The 17,187-nt window shown below is 69.3% G+C and carries 21 protein-coding genes; 8 read left to right on the top strand and 13 right to left on the bottom strand.

The genetic code is table 11. The features are described 5' to 3' along the window. Positions 1 to 87 precede the first annotated feature (87 nt). Entirely contained in the window at positions 88 to 2,409 is a 2,322-nt protein-coding gene (locus tag A8M77_RS04880) for a helicase C-terminal domain-containing protein (RefSeq protein ID WP_086920413.1), read from the top strand. On the opposite strand, the gene A8M77_RS04875 is transcribed toward A8M77_RS04880, so the two are convergent. Further along, entirely contained in the window at positions 2,384 to 2,584 is a 201-nt protein-coding gene (locus A8M77_RS04875; RefSeq protein WP_086920412.1) for a hypothetical protein, read from the bottom strand. The two genes, A8M77_RS04880 and A8M77_RS04875, sit on opposite strands and share 26 nt — an antisense overlap. Before the next feature lie 187 nt (positions 2,585 to 2,771). Here A8M77_RS04875 and A8M77_RS04870 point away from each other — a divergent pair, with 187 nt between their 5' ends. After that, complete coding sequence (locus tag A8M77_RS04870) at positions 2,772 to 2,969, top strand: hypothetical protein (RefSeq protein WP_086920411.1); 198 nt, start codon at positions 2,772 to 2,774, stop codon at positions 2,967 to 2,969. 2 nt (positions 2,970 to 2,971) lie between these two features. Beyond that, positions 2,972 to 3,280 (top strand): plasmid stabilization protein, encoded by a 309-nt coding sequence (locus A8M77_RS04865; RefSeq protein ID WP_086920410.1) that lies wholly within the window; start codon positions 2,972 to 2,974, stop codon positions 3,278 to 3,280. 6 nt (positions 3,281 to 3,286) lie between these two features. On the opposite strand, the gene A8M77_RS04860 is transcribed toward A8M77_RS04865, so the two are convergent. The 5 genes from A8M77_RS04860 to A8M77_RS37185 all read right to left on the bottom strand — a co-directional run bounded on the left by A8M77_RS04860 (position 3,287) and on the right by A8M77_RS37185 (position 5,989). Next, complete coding sequence (locus tag A8M77_RS04860; protein ID WP_086920409.1) at positions 3,287 to 3,478, bottom strand: hypothetical protein; 192 nt, start codon at positions 3,476 to 3,478, stop codon at positions 3,287 to 3,289. A gap of 77 nt (positions 3,479 to 3,555) precedes the next feature. Next, positions 3,556 to 4,140, bottom strand: coding sequence for a GNAT family N-acetyltransferase (locus A8M77_RS04855; RefSeq protein ID WP_086920408.1), 585 nt, complete (start codon positions 4,138 to 4,140; stop codon positions 3,556 to 3,558). Positions 4,141 to 4,152: 12 nt separating this feature from the next. Continuing rightward, the gene (locus A8M77_RS04850; RefSeq protein ID WP_086920447.1) at positions 4,153 to 4,362 is read right to left on the bottom strand and encodes a hypothetical protein; all 210 of its coding nucleotides are present in this window, start codon (positions 4,360 to 4,362) and stop codon (positions 4,153 to 4,155) included. A 37-nt stretch (positions 4,363 to 4,399) separates the two neighbouring features. Beyond that, a complete protein-coding gene (locus A8M77_RS04845) occupies positions 4,400 to 4,816 on the bottom strand; it encodes a c-type cytochrome (RefSeq protein WP_238136714.1) in 417 nt (138 codons plus the stop codon). A gap of 216 nt (positions 4,817 to 5,032) precedes the next feature. Beyond that, the gene (locus tag A8M77_RS37185; protein ID WP_086920407.1) at positions 5,033 to 5,989 is read right to left on the bottom strand and encodes a VOC family protein; all 957 of its coding nucleotides are present in this window, start codon (positions 5,987 to 5,989) and stop codon (positions 5,033 to 5,035) included. 95 nt (positions 5,990 to 6,084) lie between these two features. On the opposite strand from A8M77_RS37185, the gene A8M77_RS04835 reads away from it, so the two are divergent. After that, complete coding sequence (locus tag A8M77_RS04835) at positions 6,085 to 6,792, top strand: TetR/AcrR family transcriptional regulator (protein WP_158100885.1); 708 nt, start codon at positions 6,085 to 6,087, stop codon at positions 6,790 to 6,792. On the opposite strand, the gene A8M77_RS04830 is transcribed toward A8M77_RS04835, so the two are convergent. The 4 genes from A8M77_RS04830 to infA form a co-directional block, all read right to left on the bottom strand. Then, the gene (locus A8M77_RS04830; RefSeq protein WP_036241080.1) at positions 6,789 to 7,112 is read right to left on the bottom strand and encodes a hypothetical protein; all 324 of its coding nucleotides are present in this window, start codon (positions 7,110 to 7,112) and stop codon (positions 6,789 to 6,791) included. The two genes, A8M77_RS04835 and A8M77_RS04830, sit on opposite strands and share 4 nt — an antisense overlap. Positions 7,113 to 7,187: 75 nt before the next feature. Beyond that, positions 7,188 to 7,358: a hypothetical protein gene (locus A8M77_RS36405; protein ID WP_192871547.1), complete on the bottom strand. Its 171-nt coding sequence runs from the start codon at positions 7,356 to 7,358 to the stop codon at positions 7,188 to 7,190. 35 nt (positions 7,359 to 7,393) lie between these two features. Next, entirely contained in the window at positions 7,394 to 8,797 is a 1,404-nt protein-coding gene (gene dbpA, locus A8M77_RS04820; RefSeq protein ID WP_238136713.1) for an ATP-dependent RNA helicase DbpA, read from the bottom strand. Positions 8,798 to 8,805: 8 nt separating this feature from the next. Continuing rightward, the gene (gene infA, locus A8M77_RS04815; protein ID WP_086920445.1) at positions 8,806 to 9,075 is read right to left on the bottom strand and encodes a translation initiation factor IF-1; all 270 of its coding nucleotides are present in this window, start codon (positions 9,073 to 9,075) and stop codon (positions 8,806 to 8,808) included. A 417-nt stretch (positions 9,076 to 9,492) separates the two neighbouring features. Here infA and A8M77_RS04810 point away from each other — a divergent pair, with 417 nt between their 5' ends. Continuing rightward, positions 9,493 to 10,551 (top strand): S1C family serine protease, encoded by a 1,059-nt coding sequence (locus A8M77_RS04810; protein WP_086920404.1) that lies wholly within the window; start codon positions 9,493 to 9,495, stop codon positions 10,549 to 10,551. 9 nt (positions 10,552 to 10,560) lie between these two features. On the opposite strand, the gene A8M77_RS04805 is transcribed toward A8M77_RS04810, so the two are convergent. Then, positions 10,561 to 11,619 carry a sugar phosphate isomerase/epimerase family protein gene (locus tag A8M77_RS04805; RefSeq protein WP_086920403.1) on the bottom strand — a complete coding sequence of 353 codons (1,059 nt, stop codon included), beginning with the start codon at positions 11,617 to 11,619 and terminating at the stop codon, positions 10,561 to 10,563. A gap of 141 nt (positions 11,620 to 11,760) precedes the next feature. Here A8M77_RS04805 and A8M77_RS04800 point away from each other — a divergent pair, with 141 nt between their 5' ends. Beyond that, positions 11,761 to 12,642 (top strand): gamma-glutamyl-gamma-aminobutyrate hydrolase family protein, encoded by an 882-nt coding sequence (locus A8M77_RS04800; RefSeq protein ID WP_086920444.1) that lies wholly within the window; start codon positions 11,761 to 11,763, stop codon positions 12,640 to 12,642. Between the two features lie 9 nt (positions 12,643 to 12,651). Here the strand turns inward: A8M77_RS04800 and A8M77_RS04795 are convergent, their stop codons facing one another. Both A8M77_RS04795 and A8M77_RS04790 read right to left on the bottom strand, forming a co-directional pair. After that, a complete protein-coding gene (locus tag A8M77_RS04795) occupies positions 12,652 to 12,831 on the bottom strand; it encodes a hypothetical protein (protein ID WP_086920402.1) in 180 nt (59 codons plus the stop codon). Between the two features lie 11 nt (positions 12,832 to 12,842). Next, positions 12,843 to 15,764 (bottom strand): DNA topoisomerase III, encoded by a 2,922-nt coding sequence (locus tag A8M77_RS04790; protein ID WP_086920401.1) that lies wholly within the window; start codon positions 15,762 to 15,764, stop codon positions 12,843 to 12,845. Positions 15,765 to 15,849: 85 nt separating this feature from the next. Between A8M77_RS04790 and A8M77_RS04785 the strand changes: the two genes are divergently transcribed. Beyond that, positions 15,850 to 16,389 carry an SET domain-containing protein gene (locus A8M77_RS04785; protein WP_086920400.1) on the top strand — a complete coding sequence of 180 codons (540 nt, stop codon included), beginning with the start codon at positions 15,850 to 15,852 and terminating at the stop codon, positions 16,387 to 16,389. A gap of 2 nt (positions 16,390 to 16,391) precedes the next feature. Next, a complete protein-coding gene (locus A8M77_RS04780; RefSeq protein ID WP_086920399.1) occupies positions 16,392 to 17,186 on the top strand; it encodes a biotin--[acetyl-CoA-carboxylase] ligase in 795 nt (264 codons plus the stop codon). Position 17,187: the final 1 nt, after the last annotated feature.

The raw sequence follows: 17,187 nt of genomic DNA, 5'->3' as shown, positions 1-17,187 counted from the left end.
GGCATCGCAGCGCTGCAGCGGTCGTCAGCGGCCCTGCCCCTGCGCCACCATCGCGGCCGGTGACTGTATATTCATCCAGACTACCGCATGCCCGCCGATTCCCTGCCTTCCGTGCCCGCTGAGCCCTTGCCCGATGCCGGATACACGGTCTCGGTCAAGACGCTGTGCGCCTTCGCCGCCAGGGCGGGTGACCTCGACCTGCGCTTCGCGCCCGCGCCCAGCGCGCAGGAAGGCGTGGCCGGCCATCGGCTGGTGCAGGGCCGGCGCGGCGCGGGCTACGAGAGCGAGATCGCCCTGAGCGCGCGCTTCGGCTGCCTGCTGGTGCGGGGGCGGGCCGATGGCTTCGACCCGCAGCGCGGCCGGCTGGAGGAGATCAAGACCTTCCGCGGCGAGCTGGAGGCCGTGCGCGCGAATCACCGCGCCCTGCACTGGGCGCAGGCGCGCTGCTACGCCTGGATGCTGTGCGAGGCGCGCGGCCTGGACGGCGTCGAAGTCGCCCTCGTCTACCTGGAGCTGGGCAGCGACGAGGAGTCGGTGCTCACCGAGCACTGGCGCCGCGATGACTTGCGCGCGCACTTCGAAGCGCTGTGCGGCCGTTTCCTCGGCTGGGCCGAGCGGGAGGCCGTGCACTGTGCCGCGCGCAACGCGGCGCTGCCTGCGCTGGCCTTCCCGCATGCGGATTTCCGGCGGGGTCAACGCGATCTGGCGGAGGCGGTCTACCGTGTCGCGGCCGCCGGGCGATGCCTGCTGGCCCAGGCGCCGACCGGCATCGGCAAGACGCTCGCCACCTTGTTCCCCTTGTTCAAGGCCTGGGACAGGCAGCGTGTCGACAAGCTGTTCTTCCTTACCGCCAAGACCTCGGGCCGCGCGATCGCGCTCGACGGCCTGCGCCGGCTGGCCGGCGAGGGCACGCCGCTGCGCGTGCTGGAGCTGACGGCGCGCGAGAAGGCCTGCGAGCATCCGGACAAAAGCTGCCACGGCGAGTCCTGCCCGCTGGCCAAGGGTTTTTACGACCGTTTGCCGGCGGCGCGCGCCGAGGCCGCACAGGCCGCCTGGCTGGACCGCGCGGCGCTGCGGCGCATCGCGCTCGCGCACGAGGTCTGCCCCTATTTTCTGGCGCAGGAGATGGCACGCTGGTCCGATGCCATCGTCGGCGACTACAACTACTACTTCGACGGCAGCGCCTTCCTCTGGGCGCTGGCCCGCGAAGAAGGATGGCGCGCGGCCGTGCTGGTGGACGAGGCGCACAACCTGCTGGAGCGGGCGCGCAGTATGTACAGCGCACGCCTGGAAGAAACCGCCATCGGGGCCGTGCGGCGCAAGGCCCCGGCGCCGATCCGGAAGGCCCTGACGCGGCTGCGGCGCGAGTGGCGCCGGGCCCAGCAGACGCAGACCGAGGACTACCGCGCGCACGACACGCTGCCCGCCGCCCTGGTGCGCGCCCTGCAGGACACGCTGGCCGCCATGGGCGACCACTTCGCCGCGCACCCGCTGGAGGCGCAGGGCCCGCTGCAGCAATGCTTCTTCGACCTGGCCCATTTCGCGCGGCTGGCCGATTCCTTCGGCACGCACTCGGTGTTCGAGTCCCTGCTCGCCGAGGACGCGCTGGCGATCCGCAACCTGGTGCCCGCACCCTTTCTCGAACCGCGCTTCGCCGACAGCCTCAGCACCACCTGCTTTTCGGGCACGCTGGCGCCCTTCGGCTTCTACCGCGACACGCTGGGGCTTCCCGACGACACGGCCACGCTGGACGTGGGCTCGCCCTTCCGCGGCGAGCAGTTGACCGTGCGCATCGCGACGGATGTTTCCACGCGCTTTCGCGACCGTGCGCGTTCGCTCGACCGCGTGATCCGAATCATCGCGGCGCAGTACGCGGCCCAGCCCGGCAACTACCTGGCCTTCTTCAGCAGCTTCGAGTACCTGCGCAGCGCCTTCGAGGCCTTCGCGCTGCAACAGCCGGAGGTGCCGTCCTGGGCCCAGTCGCGCGGCATGCGCGAGAGCGAGCGCGAGTCCTTCATCGCGCGCTTCGCGCCAGGCGGTCGCGGCATCGGCTTCGCGGTGCTGGGCGGGCCCTTCGGCGAGGGCATCGACCTGCCGGGCGATCGGCTGGTGGGGGCCTTCGTCGCCAGCCTGGGTCTGCCGCAGCACGACGCCGGCAACGAATGCATGCGCGAGCGCATGCAGGCGCTGTTCGGCGAGGGCTACGCGTACACCTATGTGTATCCCGGCCTGCAGAAGGTGGTGCAGGCGGCGGGGCGGGTCATCCGCAGCGAGCAGGACGCAGGGGTGCTTTACCTGCTGGACGATCGGTTCGCGCGGCGCGAGATCCGCGCGCTGCTGCCTGCCTGGTGGCAGGTGCAGGCGATGCGGGGCGCGCTGCCGCCTATTCCTTGTCCTTCTTCGGCGTGACGACCTTGTCCACCGTCACCGACACCGGGTCGCTGGCGGGGAAGGATTCTTCGACGCCGTTGTCCAGCGCCTGCTCGGTTGGCTCTTCCGTCACCGGCTTCTGATGCTCGACGGGAGCGTCGTGCTTGTCCGAGGTCGGGAAGGGGAAGGGTTCGGTGTTGGGCTTGGTGCTCATGAGAACACTCCTCGGGTTGGCTCGGAGCGACCAAGCTAGGCCGCGCAATAGCGCACGCCTGTAGGAAGCGGCGCCTAGGCCTTGCGGGCCGTCGCGCGAGAACGCGCCTACGGCAGATCGGACTGTCGGCCTGCGGCGAGGCAGGCGTGGGCGCGCGACGGTGAAGCCCACGACAAGGAGTTTCTTCATGACAGATCCCCGAACCCCACCCCACCCGGCCCCACCTGGCCCGCTGGGCGAGAACGAAGCCCGCCTGGGCGACCGGGGCGATGCCTCCGGCCGCAACATCGAGCAGAACCGCGCGCTGGGCCAGGACGACCCGCTGCACGGCAGCCGCATGGGCCGCCGGCTGTACGACCAGACCGGGTACCCCGGCACGGAGTGACCATGCCCAGAGGTGACAAGTCGTCCTACACGGACAAGCAGAAACGACAGGCCGAGCACATCGAGGAAGGCTACGAGAAGCGCGGCGTGGGCGACAAGGAAGCCGAGCGCCGTGCATGGGCGACCGTGAACGCGGAGACCGGCGGCGGCAAGAAGAGCGGCTCCGGACGAGGCAAGGCCGAAAATCATGCGCCGTCGCGAAAAGGCGGTCACGCCGGCGGTGCGGCCTCCGGGAAGCGCAGCGCGGCAGCGCGCTCGGCCTCGGCCAAGAAGGCGGCCGCTACGCGCAAGCGCCGCGCCGCGGCGCACTGAAACGACTCAGGGTGTGCTGCGCGGCACGCCGTCCTGCTTGAGATGCTCGGTCAGGAGCAGTTCGATGGCGAACAGGCGCTCGTTGAGCACCGCCGTCTGAAGCCGGACGGCCTCGATGATGGCGCGCGTGGCCGGATCGGGCGCATTGTTCGACAGTTCCTGCAGATCGTGCAGCTTGCGGCGCAGTTCGTTGCTCATCGCGGGTTCCTCCATCGGCGAATGCCCCATCGTAGGGCCGGATGGCGGACCTGGAAACCTGGGCTTTCCGCCGGGGGTCAGGCTTCGGGCTGCAGTGCCAGCGTGAGCATCGTGTAGATCGCGGCGCCGGGCACCCGCGACTGCCGGAATCCGAGGCGGCGGGCCAGGCCCAGCATCGCCCGGTTTTCGGACAGGGTGGTGCCGAAGACACGCCGCACGCCGGATTGCCTCGCGAGTTCGATCAGGGAGGCGAGCAGGTGGTGGCCGACGCCCGTGCCCTGCCATGCGTCCGCGATCACGATCGCGAATTCGGCTTCACCGTCCTCGCTTTCCATGGCGTAGCGCGCCACGCCGATCTGCTGCTCGGGGCCGCCCTCGGAGACGGTGGCGACCAGCACGCCTTCGTGCGCCCGGTCGACGCGGGTCCAGCGCTCAAGTTCGGCCGTCGACGGCTTTCTCGGATTCATCAAGCGCTGATAACCGGTCTGCGGGGACAGGCCGTTCACGAAGTCGCGCTCGCGCTCGAAGTCGCCCGGTTCGATCGGCCGCACGAGGACGGATGTGCCGTTCCTGGCTTCCCAGGTGTGGACACTGACGTCGAGGGGGCTTGTGCCGGCAAGAAACCCTTGTGTGATGTCTGCCGCCGCTGTCGTCGTGTTCATCGGTGGCCTCTTTCAGGCGAGCCGGACATCCGGCGTGGCGAACTCGCGGCCGACCATGGCCCGGGCGAACAGGTAGTTCTCGCGTCCCCGCTCGGAAAGCGCACCCAGGTCGACCCGGCCCTCGGCATCGCACGGGAATGCCAATCCACGCCCCGCATTGAAGAGCGAGCGGAACCTGAGCTCGAAGTGCGTGCCATGCCCGGCATGGGACAGGTGGGACATCATGACCTCCAGAGTGGGGTTGGCTGTTGCAACCAGTCTAGGAGTCCGGGGTTGCGCGAAAAAGGTGGCTGGAGTCAATTCGGTTTTTCATGCGCAGAAACAATGGCCTCGGCGTCGGCATGGGCGGCAGGGCGTGGTCGATCTCGCCCGCGGCGTCGTGGATGAAGCCGAAGCCGTAGAGGGCGCGCACGGGAAGGGGCAGCTCGACCACCGCCGCCCCGCCTTCGGTGGGCGCGAGATGGCGGATGTAGCCGACCAGCGCGGCCAGGTCCTCGTCGGTCAGGCGGTTGTAGTCCTCGCTGGGCATCACCATCAGCGGCCGTCCGCCGGGGGCGACGCCGTGGCGGATGGCGCGCACCCAGTCCTCCGGCTTGTAACTCGCCACGACGTTGCCGGGGCCGGGGCCGATGTTGGGGCCGGCGATGCGCATGCCCTTGCCGTCGTCGTGGAACATGTGGCCGTTGCCCTTGGCCCCGTGGCAGTCCACGCAGCCGCGCGAAGCGTCCGCGCTCGATCGCCGCGGCGTCGTCGCGCAGGGGCACCGGCTGGACTGCGACATCGATGTGGCGCTGCATCTTGCGGCCGGCGAGCCGATCGCCTGCGAAGAGTGCGGCGGCGGCGAGGAGAACCAGGACGACGAGCGCAATCGCGATGCGCCGGAACCAGCAGCTCATGACGCCTCCTTCGCGCGCTGTCGCGGTGCCCGCGAGAGCTTCTGTGCGATCAGGCCCGCCGCCATCTTGAGCTGCAGGCGCAGACGCGGCTTGTGGCCCCAGGCGCTGGTGACGCTGGTGTGCTGTGTGTCCCATCCTTCTGGCTCGATGGTCCGGGTGCCGGCGCCGATCTCGAAGTCGAAGCCCGAGGGCGTGGCGCCGTAGAAGGAGAAGGTGCCGTCCGGATCGGGGTGCTGGCCCAACTCCAGCGACAACGGCACCTTGTGGCGCTGCGCGCGCTCGAACGCGATGCCGATGTCGCTCAGGCGCCCGGCCTGCAGCATGAAATGGTGGATGCGCTTGGACAGGGGCATGTCGAACAGCGCGATCGAGTGGTGGCGGCGGTTGCAGTGAAGGAACAAGCCACGGATGTCCATCGGGCCGACACGGGTGGCCAGCCGCTCCGTCACGCCGAAGCCGAGCAGGCGGTAGAAGGCCTCCATCGCTGCCAGGTCGTGCGACACCAGCACGGCATGGCCCAGGCCCAGCTCGCCGGTGCGGAAACCCTCGGGGAAAGCCTTCGACGTGAAGGGCGCGGACGCGCCTGCCATGCCGGCGAACAGCTCGAGGGTGTTGCCGGCCGGGTCGGTGCAGCGGTGCAGCCGCTGCACGCGGCGTGCCTGGTGCAGGGCCGGGTCGGCGCGCTCGACCTCGACGCCGCCCTGGCGCAGGCGCGCGAGCAGGCGCTCCAGCACCACCTCGTCGGCGCACTCCAGGCCCAGCGCGGCCAGGTCGTCGGCCGGCCCTTCCCGCACGATCAGGCGCTGCGCCGCCTCGTCCAGCCGCCAGCCGCGGCTGCCGTCGTCGTTGTCGACCGGGGCCGGCAGGTCGAGCATGTGGTGGCAGAAGTCCGCCCATCGGGCGGGGCGGCGCGCTTCGAAGACCAGATAGCCGAGGCGGAGATCGGGGAGCATGGCAAACTCTCTTTCTTGAGTGTTCAGTTCAAAAATGGTCTCTGTGTCTAAAAATGAATGATGCTGTAAGTTTTGGGGTGCCGTCCATACCACTTTTGCCAGATGCCCTGGCCGAAAGCGTGTGGCAGCCGCGCCCCGGCCTGCTCAAGCGCGAGCGCACCCGGCTGCAGCTGGTGCAGGCGGCGATCCGGGTGTTCGCGGCGCGGGGTGTCGCCGGCGCCACCATGCAGGAGCTGGCGGCGGCGGCCGGGATGACCACCGGCACGGTCTACAACCACTTCAAGACCAAGGAGGAGGTGGCGCGCGCAGTGGCGCTGCTCCTGGCGGACACGCTGTGCCGCCGCATCGGCGACAGCCAGCAGGGCATCGCCGAGGGCGCCCAGCGCATGGCGATCGGCAACCAGCGCTACATCTGGCTGGCCGAGCAGAGCCCGGCGTGGACGCTGATGATGATGGACGTGGCGGCGGCGGCGCCGGAGCTCTTGCTGGAGATCCGCCACTACGTGCTGGCCGACCTGCGGCTGGGCGTGAAGCAGAAGGCCTTCCGCATCCCCAGCGAGGCGGCGGCCATGGACCTGATCAACGGCACCATCGGCCAGGCGATGCGCAGCGTGGCGCTGGGCCTGGCGCCGCGCCACCATGGCCGCGAGGTGGCGACCTGCGTGCTGCGCGGGCTCGGCATGGATGCGGCGGCGGCGAAGGAGGTGGCGCACCGGCCTCTGCCGCCCTTCCCGCCGATGGCCACGGCGCCTGCCGCCGCCAGGGCGAAGGCGCCTGCGAAGACGGCGGCCCGGCCTGCCTAGCCGTCGGCGGGCCCGTCGAAGCGTTCGCCCCGCCAGCCGAGCAGCTCCGCCAGCCGCCGCACGATCCAGCGGGCCTCGGCGGCGGAGACACCCGCTTCGGCGCTGCTGAGGCCGACATGGATGCGGTCGAGGATCTCGTCTTCGGAGGGCACCTCGACGTGGTGCAGTACCTGCGCATGCCCGACCAGGTGGTTGGCCAGGTCCTCGCAGACCTCGTAGCGGTCGCGCACGGTCGCCAGTGGCTCGGACAGGCGCTGCCGCGCATCCGTGTAGAGCGCGAAGAACGAGGGCGGGATGTGGATCTGGTTGTCGTCCGACATGGAAAAGGCGCGGGCCGTGAATGAAAAACGCGCCCGAAGGCGCGTCGTTTCGTGATGCGGATCAGCCGGCCGGGCTCAGCCGCCCTTCTTGGCCCGCTTGCCCGGGTTCTTCTTGCTGCGGGTCGCGGTGCCGCGCTCCAGGCTGACCTTCTGGCCGCCACCCATCCTGGGCAGGGTGTAGCCGGACAACGGAACGGGCTTGGGGGAGGCCTTGCGGTCGGCCTCGGTGCGGATCTTCTGGGTCATGGAGGGCTCGGTGGAAAAAATGGGAAAGGCCGACATTAGGCCACATCGGCGAGCAGCCGCACCTTGACGGACTTGCCCTTGACGCGGCCGGTGGACAGCCTGTGCGCGGCCTCGCGCGCGATGCGCCGGTCGACCGCCACGTAGGTGGAGAACTCGTTGATGTTGATCTTGCCGACCTGCTCGCGGGTGAAGCCGGCCTCGCCGGTCAGCGCGCCCAGCACGTCGCCGGCGCGGATCTTCTCCTTGCGCCCGCCAGCGATCTGCAGCGTGGCCATCGGCGGGACCAGCGGGCCTTCTTCATGGCCGGCCGCGGCGAGCTCGGCCAGAGGGTGCCATTCGGAGGCGCGGCCCTGGAGCTGCTCGATCCGGCCGACGCGGCCCATCTCGTCCAGGCTCGCAAGGCTGAGCGCCAGGCCCTCGGCGCCCGCGCGGCCGGTGCGGCCGATGCGGTGGATGTGGACTTCGGGGTCGGGCGTCACTTCGACGTTGATCACCGCCTCGAGCTGCGCGATGTCGAGCCCGCGCGCGGCGACGTCGGTGGCCACCAGCACGGAGCAACTGCGGTTCGCGAACTGCACCAGCACCTGGTCGCGCTCGCGCTGCTCGAGCTCGCCGAACAGGGCCAGCGCGCTGAAGCCCTGGGCCTGCAGCACCTGCACCAGGTCACGGCATTGCTGCTTGGTGTTGCAGAAGGCCAGGGTGCTCTGGGGGCGGAAGTGCGTGAGCAGCAGGCCCACGGCGTGCAGGCGATCTTCTTCCGTCACCTCGTACCAGCGCTGGCGGATCTGGCCTTCCTCGTGCTGCGCCTGCACCGCGATCTGCTGCGGGTTCTTCATGAACTGCGCGGCCAGCCTGGCGATGCCTTCGGGGTAGGTGGCGGAGAACAGCAGGGTCTGGCGCTCCTTGGGGCATTGGCGCGCAACCGCAGCGATGTCGTCGAGGAAGCCCATGTCCAGCATGCGATCGGCTTCGTCGAGCACCAGGGTGTTGAGCGCGTCCAGGTTCAGGCTGCCGCGCTCCAGGTGATCCAGGATGCGTCCCGGCGTGCCAACCACGACGTGCGCGCCATGGGCGAGGCTGGAAAGCTGCCCCCGCAGCGCAACGCCGCCGCAGAGCGTGACCACCTTGACGTTTTCCTCGGCGCGGGCGAGACGGCGGATCTCGGCCGTGACCTGGTCGGCCAACTCGCGCGTCGGGCACAGCACCAGCGACTGCACGGCAAAGCGCCGCGCCTCCAGCCGGGCCAGCAGCGCCAGCGCGAAGGCGGCGGTCTTGCCGCTGCCCGTCTTGGCCTGGGCGATCAGGTCGTTGCCGGCAAGCGCCACCGGCAGGCTGGCCGCCTGGATCGGCGTCATCTGCAGGTAGCCGAGCTGCCGCAGGTTCGCCAGCACGGGCGGCGAGAGCGGCAGCGTCGCGAAGTCGACGGCAGGATCGGCCACGGCTGCGATCAGCGGCGCGGGCCGTTGTTGTTGCCGCCGGTGGGCGGCGGGCCGCGGCGCTCGAGGTGGCGGAAGGTGATGCGGCCCTTGGTCAGGTCGTAGGGCGAGAGCTCCAGCGACACCTTGTCGCCGGCGAGGATGCGGATGTGGTGCTTGCGCATCTTGCCGCCGCTGTAGGCGATCAGCTGATGGCCGTTGTCCAGCGTCACGCGGTAGCGGGAGTCGGGCAGCACTTCCGTGACTGCGCCGTTCATTTCGATCAGTTCTTCCTTGGGCATGAGGACCTCTGAATGTTGCGTGGATGATTCGATTCGGGCGCCTGCGCACCGCGACGCCGCGATGCGCGAGAGACAGTGAGAGGGCGCGGGGCCGGCCGGGATTCTGGCGCCCACCGGAGCGGACAGCGCGCCCTGTTCGCTTCAACGGAGTACGAAGGCAGCGGCGGCATTCAGGGGCGCCCGGTCTGGCGCACCCACGCACTGCGCGGGGCCGGCTGATGAATGGCCCGGGGCACCCAGGTCAGCCGGGGAGTGACGAAATGCTTCGTCGGCGATCGAAACGAACTACGCATTCTAACCGGACTGGCATGACAGTTGCTGGGCACGTCATACGAATGCCTCACACGCGCCCGGCTCTTGCGGGCGCGCCGCGCGCGGCGCACCATGACGAAAGTCACCGTTCCAAGGAGCGCGGCCATGGATGATCGAGGATCGAGCGGGCGGCTGCGGGTGCTTGCCGCCGGCATCTTCTGGCTGCTCCTGCTGGCTGCCGTTCCATTGGCCCTGGCGGCCTCGCCGCGCCAGTCCGACGGCTCTTCTTCCGCCCAGATCCAGGCCCTGCAACGTGCCGGCGACGCGGTGGTTTCGCTGCGCGTCACCGCCACCGAAGGCGCGGCCTCGGCCGAGACGCTTGGCGCGCGGCGCTCGGGCTCCGGCGTCGTCATCGGGCCCGACGGGCTGATCCTCACCATCGGCTACCTGCTGCTGGAGGCCGAGACCATCGAGGTGATCACGCAGGACGACCGCACCCTGCCCGCCCGCCAGGTCGCCTACGACCTGGCCACGGGCTTCGGCCTGATTCGGCCGCTGGTGCCCCTGCGCGGCGTCCAGCCCGTGCCGCTGGCCGGCGTGGGCGGCCTCGCGCCCGGCGAGCTGCTGCTGGCCGCAAGCGGCAGTAACAGCGGCACCGAGGTCGGCTTCACGCGCCTGCTGGGCGTGCGGCCCTTCTCGGGCTATTGGGAGTACCACATCGAGTCAGCCCTTTTCACCAGCCCGCCGATCCCGGCCCACAGCGGCGCGCCGCTCTTCAACCGCAACGGCGAACTGCTGGGCATCGGCAGCCTGTTCGTGCTGGAGTCGGTGCCGGGCCAGGAGCGCCCGACCCCCGGCAACATGTTCGTGCCCGTCGAGCTCCTGCGGCCGGTGCTGGACGAGATGAAGGCCAACGGCTATACGCGGGCGAGCATCCGGCCGTGGCTGGGCCTGTCGTCGTCGGAGCGAGACGGCCATGTGCAGATCGTGCGCGTCGACCGCCGCGGGCCGGCACTGGCGGCCGGCATCCAGCCCGGTGATGTGGTGCTGGAGGTGGACGGCATCGGCGTGGCGACGCTCGAGGCCTTCTACAAGCAGCTGTGGAAACGCGCCTCGCCCGAGTCGGAGGTGGAGCTCACCGTGCAGCAGGGCTCGGAGACGCGCAAGGTGCGCATCCATGCGGTCGACCGCATGAAGACGCTGCGCAAGCCCGCCGGCATCTGACCGGATCGCTCAGGGCGCGATGCCGAGCATGCGGCGGTTGGCCGCGTGGTCCACGCTGCCGGCCGCGAAGTCGTCGAAGGCCCGGTCGGCCACGCGGATGATGTGGTCGGCGATGAACTGCGCGCCCTCGCGCGCGCCGTCCTCGGGGTGCTTGAGGCAGCACTCCCATTCGAGCACCGCCCAGCCCGGGAAGTCATAGGCTGCGAGCTTGGAGAAGATGGCACCGAAGTCGACCTGCCCATCGCCCAGCGAACGGAAGCGCCCGGCCCGCTGCAGCCAGGGCTGGAAGCCACCGTAGACGCCCTGCTTGCCGGTCGGGTTGAACTCCGCGTCCTTCACGTGAAAGATCTTGATGCGCTCGTGGAAGTGGTCGATGTAGGCCAGGTAGTCGAGCTGCTGCAGCACGAAGTGGCTGGGGTCGTAGAGCAGGCAGGCGCGGCGGTGCTGGCCGACGCGGTCGAGGAACATCTCGTAACTCACGCCGTCGTGCAGGTCCTCGCCGGGGTGGATCTCATAGCAGACGTCGACACCGGCCTCGTCGAAGGCGTCGAGGATGGGGCGCCAGCGGCGGGCCAGTTCGTCGAAGGCTTCTTCGATCAGGCCCGGCGGGCGCGGCGGCCACGAATAGAAATAGGGCCAGGCCAGCGCGCCCGAGAAGGTGGCATGGGCCGTGAGTCCCAGGTTGGCCGAGGCCCTGGCTGCCAGGTGCAGCTGCTCCACCGCCCAGGCCTGGCGCTTCACCGGGTCGTTGCGCACCTCGGGCGCGGCGAAGCCGTCGAAGCCCGCGTCGTAGGCCGGGTGCACGGCGACCAACTGGCCCTGCAGATGGGTCGAGAGCTCGGTGATGCGAATGCCGTGGCGGGCCAGCGTGCCCTGCACCTCCTCGCAGTAGGTCCTGCTCTCGGCGGCCTTGCGCAGGTCGAACAGGCGCGCGTCCCAGCTGGGGATCTGCACGCCCTTGTAGCCCAGGCCGGCGGCCCAGCCGGCGATGGCGTCGAGCGAGTCGAAGGGGGCGCTGTCGCCCGCGAATTGGGCCAGGAAGATGGCGGGCCCCTGGATGGTCTTCATTCGGTCTCCTGATTTTTTCAGCCGCACGGGGAAGGCGCATCCTAGCCCCGCGGCCCTGTCCGACAAGCGCGCGGGGTAGGCTGTCCACGGCACGGGCATTCGGAACGTTTGAGAATGTTCCTACTGTTCGCCTTGATCGCGATGTCACAAACCGTTGCCGGCCGACTGAAGATCGGTCTTTCCGCCTGCTTCTCGCACGCCGACCCGGCGCGCTCGCTGTTCACCAACAAGACGCTCCAGTACGTCGAGCAGTCGATCACGCACTGGCTGATGTCGGCCGGCGCCATGGTGGTGATGGTCCCCTGCCCCACCGGCGAGACCGCGCGCGGCGACACCAAGCTCTCCCACTACGCGGAATGGCTCGACGGCGTGGTGATGCACGGCGGGGCCGACGTCTGGCCCGGCAGCTATGGCGAGGTGCCGCTGAAGGACGCCTGGATCGGTGACCGCATCCGCGACCTTTACGACCTGGCGCTGGTCGAAGCCTTCGAGCAGGCCGGCAAGCCCATCTTCGGCGTCTGCCGCGGGCTGCAACTGATCAACGTGGCCTTCGGCGGCACGCTCTACCAGGACATCGAGGCCCAGCATCCCAATGCGCTGCGGCACCGCGATCCTGTGACCTACGACCAGAACTTCCACGAGATCGGCATCGTGCCGGGCACGCGCCTGTCGAAGCTCTATCCCGACGTGCAGCGGGCACGGGTCAACAGCATCCACCATCAGGGCGTGAAGGACCTGGCGCCGGGCTTCGAGGTCGAGGCCTGGAGCATTCCGGACCACGTGCCCGAGGCGATCCGGCGCAAGGACGGCCGCGGCCGCAGCTACATCGCCGCCACCCAGTGGCACCCGGAGTTTCACAAGTACGGCAGCACCGAGACCGTGGACGACACGGCCATCCTCGAGGACTTCCTGTGGGCCTGCGCGACCGCGAAGGTCAGTCCGCGCGGACCGCTGCGCACGGCACCGGGGCGCATCCGCAACCGCGCCGCGCGGCTGCTGCGGCAGGCGCTGCTGATGCGCTGAGCGCTCCGCTCAGTCGCGCGACGAGCGGTTGCGCGTGCTGCTGACGCCGGCGTCGACGGTGCCGAACACGGTGATGCCGCTGCTGCTGCCGGCCGTGGCGCCGGCATCGCCGCCGCCGCGCGGGGACGCGCAGCCGGCCGCCAGGCCGAGCACCATCGCGAGGCACAGGGCGGAAACGAGTTTCTTCACAGGGATCTCCTTCAGCTGAGGTGCTTGCCGACGATGCCCGCGATCTCGAACATGGTCACCTGGTCCTTGCCGAACACCGGCCGGAGCTTGGCGTCGGCGTTGATCGCGCGCTTGTTGGCCGCATCCTGCAGGCCGTGAGCCTTGATGTAGTCCCACAGCTTCTTGATGACCTCGGTGCGCGCCACAGGTTCCGTGCCGATCACTGCGGCCAGCGCGTCGCTGGGCTTGAGGCCGGCCGCGGGCTTGCGCGCTTTCGGCGTGGTGGCCTTCTTGGCGGCCGGCGCCTTGGCCTTGGTGCCTGAGGCCGCCTTCTTCGCCGCCGGCGCCGCCTTGGCCGGGAAGCTCTTGCGTGCCGGGAACTTGCCCTCGCGCGGCTCGAACTCGAAGCTCACCTTGCCCTCCTCCGCATTCCAGGCCAGGAAGGCCTTGAAGGAGCGCCGCGTGCGCATCGAGACGAACTTGTCCAGCAGGTCGGTCTTGCCCGTGGCCAGCAGCTTCTCGATCTGGGCGCGCTCCACCGGCTGCTGCAGGATGATCTTGCCGGTCTTGAAATCGCAGCTCGGCGTCGGCTGCGCATCGGTGGGCACCGACTTCTCGCAGACGTAGTTGCTGGCGTTCTCGAACACGTGCGCGCCGCACTTCGGGCAGGGGCCGAGCGAATGCTGGCCGCTGAAGTCCACGATCTCGCCCGTCTCGCCTTCCTTGTCGTCGCCGAAGTCGAACTCGAGCTTCCAGTTCTTCGCCTCCTCGTCGTACTTGATGATGATCTCGGAGGTGAAGGGCCAGCCGGCCTTGGAACGGAAGCCCTCCAGCGGGCCGATGTGCTTGTCGCGCAGCAACTGCTCGGCCTCGGCCACCTCGAAGGTGCGGCCGGCCGGCGACTTGCCGAAGGAGAAGCCGCAGGCGTCCTGGCCCGGCTTGCCGGTGCAGGCGTAGCGGCGGTAGTTTTCCCTCACCACGCCGCCGCAGTTGGGGCACGGCGTCGCAAGGGTCGCATAGTCGCCGGGCACCGTGTCGCGGTCGTACTCCTTGGCCTTCTTGACGATGTGCTCCGTCATCTGGGCGATCTCGCGCATGAAGGCGGCGCGGCTGAGCTTGCCGTGCTCCATCTGCGCGAGCTTGTATTCCCACTCGCCGGTGAGCTCGGCCTTGGAGAGTTCCTCCACGCCCAGGCCGCGCAGCAACGTCATCAGCTGGAAGGCCTTGGCGGTCGGGATCAGCTCGCGGCCCTCGCGCAGGATGTACTTCTCGGCCAGCAGGCCTTCGATGATGGCGGCGCGCGTGGCCGGGGTGCCCAGGCCCTTCTCCTGCATGGCTTCGCGCAGTTCGTCGTCGTCGATGGTCTTGCCGGCGCCTTCCATGGCACCCAGCAGCGTGGCTTCGGAGTAGCGCGCGGGCGGGCGGGTCTTCAGGCCCTTGGGCTCGACCGATTCCACCTGCACCTGCTCGCCCGGCTTCACCGGGACCAGGCGCTTGCTGTCCTTGTCGTCGGCCTTCTCCTCGTCCTGGGCCTCCTTGCCGTAGATCGCGAGCCAGCCGGCCTTGACCAGCACCTTGCCGTCGCTGCGGAACGCGTATTTCTTGCTTTCGTGCTGCACCGTACTGATGCGCGTGGTCACCTGGTACTCCGCGCTGGGGAAGAACACGGAGAGGAAGCGCCGCACCACGAAGTCGTAGAGCTTCTGCTCGGCCTCTGACAGGCCGCTGGGCGCCTGCAGCGTGGGGATGATCGCAAAGTGATCGCTGACCTTGGCGTTGTCGAACACGCGCTTGGTGGGCTTCACGTAGTTGCCGTCGATCGCCTCCTGCGCGAAGGGCGCGAGGTGCCGCATGCCGCTGGTCGACAGCATCTCCATCGTCTTGCGCACCACCGGCAGGTAGTCCTCGGGCAGGGCGCGCGAATCGGTCCGCGGGTAGGTCAGCGCCTTGTGGCGTTCGTACAGGCTCTGGGCCAGGGCCAGCGTGGTCTTGGCGCTGTAACCGAAGCGGCTGTTGGCCTCGCGCTGCAGCGAGGTCAGGTCGAACAGCAGTGGCGATGCCTGGGTGGTGGGCTTGCTTTCCTCGGTGACGCTGGCCGTGCGGCCGCGCGCGGCCTGGGCGATGGCCTCGGCCTCGCGCTGGCTCCAGACGCGGTCGGCGCGCTGCTCGGGATCGGGCTGCCCGTCCGGACCGGGCGGTGGCTTCTTCCACTCGGGGTCGAACCACTTGCCCGGGTACTCGCCAGCCTCGGCGAGGAAGCTGCCATGCACCTCCCAGTAGTCGCGGCTGACGAACTTGCGGATCTTCTCTTCGCGCTCCACCACCACCGACAGCGTGGGCGTCTGCACCCGGCCCACGGTGGTGAGGAAGAAGCCGCCGTCGCGCGAGTTGAAGGCGGTCATGGCGCGCGTGCCGTTGATGCCGACCAGCCAGTCGGCCTCCGAGCGCGAGCGCGCCGCGTCGGCCAGGCCCTGCATCTGCTGCTCGCTGCGCAGCTGATCGAAACCGTCGCGGATCGCCTGCGGCGTCATCGACTGCAGCCACAGGCGGCGCACCGGCTTGCCCAGCGGCGCCTTGCCGCCGGCGTACTGCTCGATCAGGCGGAAGATCAGCTCGCCCTCGCGGCCCGCGTCGCAGGCGTTGACGAGCTGGGTCACGTCCTTGCGCCGGGCCTGCTTGACCACGGCATTGAGCCGGGTCTTGGTCTTGTCCACCGGCTTGAGGTCAAAGCGCGGCGGGATCACGGGCAGGTTGGCGAAGCTCCACTTGCCCCGCTTGACGTCGAATTCCTCCGGCGCCTGGATCTCCACCAGGTGGCCCACGGCGCTGGTCACGACGTACTTCTCGTTCTCGAAATGCTCTTCGTGCTTGTCGAACTTGCCGGCCACCGGCGTGAGCGCACGCACGATGTCCTGGGCCACCGACGGCTTCTCTGCAATCACCAAAGTCTTCATTGACAAGTCGTCCTTACAATCTGGCGCTTCGCGCGTGCGCACGCGCACGCGCATGCGTACATATTCAAATTAACAGACTTCGGCGATGCCTTCCAAATCCCCCACAACCGGCGGTCGCCGCATCCAGACCCGGCGCTCCGGCGTTCACGGCAACGGCGTGTTCGCCGTGCAGGACATCGCCGAAGGCGAGACGCTGATCGAATACAAGGGCGAGCTGATCAGCTGGGAGGAGGCGCTGCGGCGCCATCCGCACGATCCGTCCCAGCCCAATCACACCTTCTACTTCCACATCGATGACGAGCGTGTGATCGACGGCGGCGTCAAGGGCAATGCCGCGCGCTGGATCAACCACTCGTGCGAACCCAACTGCGAGGCCGACGAGCAGGCTGGGCGGGTCTTCATCAAGGCGCTGCGCAACATCGCCGCCGGCGAGGAGCTGAGCTACGACTACGGCCTCATCATCGACGAGCCCTTGACCAAGAAACTCAAGGCCGAGTTCCCCTGCTGGTGTGGTTCCGACCAGTGCCGGGGCACCCTGCTCGCGGCCGAGGACGGCAAGAAGAAGGACAAGAAGAAAAAGAGCAAGAAGAAGGGCAAGAAGGCCAGGAAGAACGGCAAGCACTGACCATGGCCGTTTCCTGGTTCGAAGAGCAGATCGCCGCCGCCGTGGCCCCGCTGCTGCCGGGGCTGGCGGTCGAGGTGGTCGACGAGATCGACTCGACCAGCAGCGAGCTGATGCGACGCGCACGCGACGGCCGCACGCAGCCTGTGCTCCTGGTCGCGAATCGGCAGACCGCCGGCCGCGGGCGTATGGGCCGCCCCTGGCAGAGTGCGCAGGCCGAGCAGGAGCCTGCCTCCCTCACCTTCTCGCTGGGCCTGCCCCTGATGCCGCGGGACTGGTCGGGGCTGTCGCTGGCGGTCGGCGTCAGCGTGGCGGAAAGCCTGGACCCGTCGAACGCGGCGCACATCGAGCTCAAGTGGCCCAACGACCTATGGGTCGAGGAGCGCAAGCTCGGCGGCATCCTGATCGAAACCGCCCTGCCCCAGGACGGCGCCGCCGAGCGCTACCTGGTGATCGGCATCGGCATCAACATCGGCGCCCGCGGGGGCACCGGCATGAGCACCGCGCCGGCCTGGATCACGCAATGGCGCCCCGAGGCCACGGCATCCCAGCTGCTGCGCGAGATCGTGCCGCCACTGGTGTCGCATGTGCTGCTGTTCGGCGACCGCGGCTTCGTGCCCTTTGCCGAGCGCTTCGCCGCGCGCGACCTGCTGCGCGGGCGCGAGGTGCAACTGAGCGACGGCACCATCGGTCTCTGCGAGGGTGTGGGCTGGGGCGGCGAGCTACTGGTGCGCACCGCGTCGAGCATGAAGACCATCACCAGCGCCGAAGTGAGCGTGCGGCCGCGCGCCGCGACCTGAC

It is taken from the genome of Variovorax sp. JS1663, from assembly GCF_002157355.1.
Lineage (GTDB): Bacteria > Pseudomonadota > Gammaproteobacteria > Burkholderiales > Burkholderiaceae_C > Variovorax.
This window is presented reverse-complemented; position numbering and strand designations above follow the sequence as displayed.

Excerpts from the sequence above, each read along its gene's own strand:
- A8M77_RS04880 (WP_086920413.1), top strand. The coding sequence starts at position 88 with ATGCCCGCCGATTCCCTGCCTTCCGTGCCCGCTGAGCCCTTGCCCGAT.
- A8M77_RS04875 (WP_086920412.1), bottom strand. The coding sequence starts at position 2,584 with ATGAGCACCAAGCCCAACACCGAACCCTTCCCCTTCCCGACCTCGGAC.
- A8M77_RS04870 (WP_086920411.1), top strand. The coding sequence starts at position 2,772 with ATGACAGATCCCCGAACCCCACCCCACCCGGCCCCACCTGGCCCGCTG.
- A8M77_RS04865 (WP_086920410.1), top strand. The coding sequence starts at position 2,972 with ATGCCCAGAGGTGACAAGTCGTCCTACACGGACAAGCAGAAACGACAG.
- A8M77_RS04860 (WP_086920409.1), bottom strand. The coding sequence starts at position 3,478 with ATGAGCAACGAACTGCGCCGCAAGCTGCACGATCTGCAGGAACTGTCG.
- A8M77_RS04855 (WP_086920408.1), bottom strand. The coding sequence starts at position 4,140 with ATGAACACGACGACAGCGGCGGCAGACATCACACAAGGGTTTCTTGCC.
- A8M77_RS04850 (WP_086920447.1), bottom strand. The coding sequence starts at position 4,362 with ATGTCCCACCTGTCCCATGCCGGGCATGGCACGCACTTCGAGCTCAGG.
- A8M77_RS04845 (WP_238136714.1), bottom strand. The coding sequence starts at position 4,816 with ATGTTCCACGACGACGGCAAGGGCATGCGCATCGCCGGCCCCAACATC.
- A8M77_RS37185 (WP_086920407.1), bottom strand. The coding sequence starts at position 5,989 with ATGCTCCCCGATCTCCGCCTCGGCTATCTGGTCTTCGAAGCGCGCCGC.
- A8M77_RS04830 (WP_036241080.1), bottom strand. The coding sequence starts at position 7,112 with ATGTCGGACGACAACCAGATCCACATCCCGCCCTCGTTCTTCGCGCTC.
- A8M77_RS36405 (WP_192871547.1), bottom strand. The coding sequence starts at position 7,358 with ATGACCCAGAAGATCCGCACCGAGGCCGACCGCAAGGCCTCCCCCAAG.
- infA (WP_086920445.1), bottom strand. The coding sequence starts at position 9,075 with ATGCCCAAGGAAGAACTGATCGAAATGAACGGCGCAGTCACGGAAGTG.
- A8M77_RS04810 (WP_086920404.1), top strand. The coding sequence starts at position 9,493 with ATGGATGATCGAGGATCGAGCGGGCGGCTGCGGGTGCTTGCCGCCGGC.
- A8M77_RS04805 (WP_086920403.1), bottom strand. The coding sequence starts at position 11,619 with ATGAAGACCATCCAGGGGCCCGCCATCTTCCTGGCCCAATTCGCGGGC.
- A8M77_RS04800 (WP_086920444.1), top strand. The coding sequence starts at position 11,761 with ATGTCACAAACCGTTGCCGGCCGACTGAAGATCGGTCTTTCCGCCTGC.
- A8M77_RS04790 (WP_086920401.1), bottom strand. The coding sequence starts at position 15,764 with ATGAAGACTTTGGTGATTGCAGAGAAGCCGTCGGTGGCCCAGGACATC.
- A8M77_RS04785 (WP_086920400.1), top strand. The coding sequence starts at position 15,850 with ATGCCTTCCAAATCCCCCACAACCGGCGGTCGCCGCATCCAGACCCGG.
- A8M77_RS04780 (WP_086920399.1), top strand. The coding sequence starts at position 16,392 with ATGGCCGTTTCCTGGTTCGAAGAGCAGATCGCCGCCGCCGTGGCCCCG.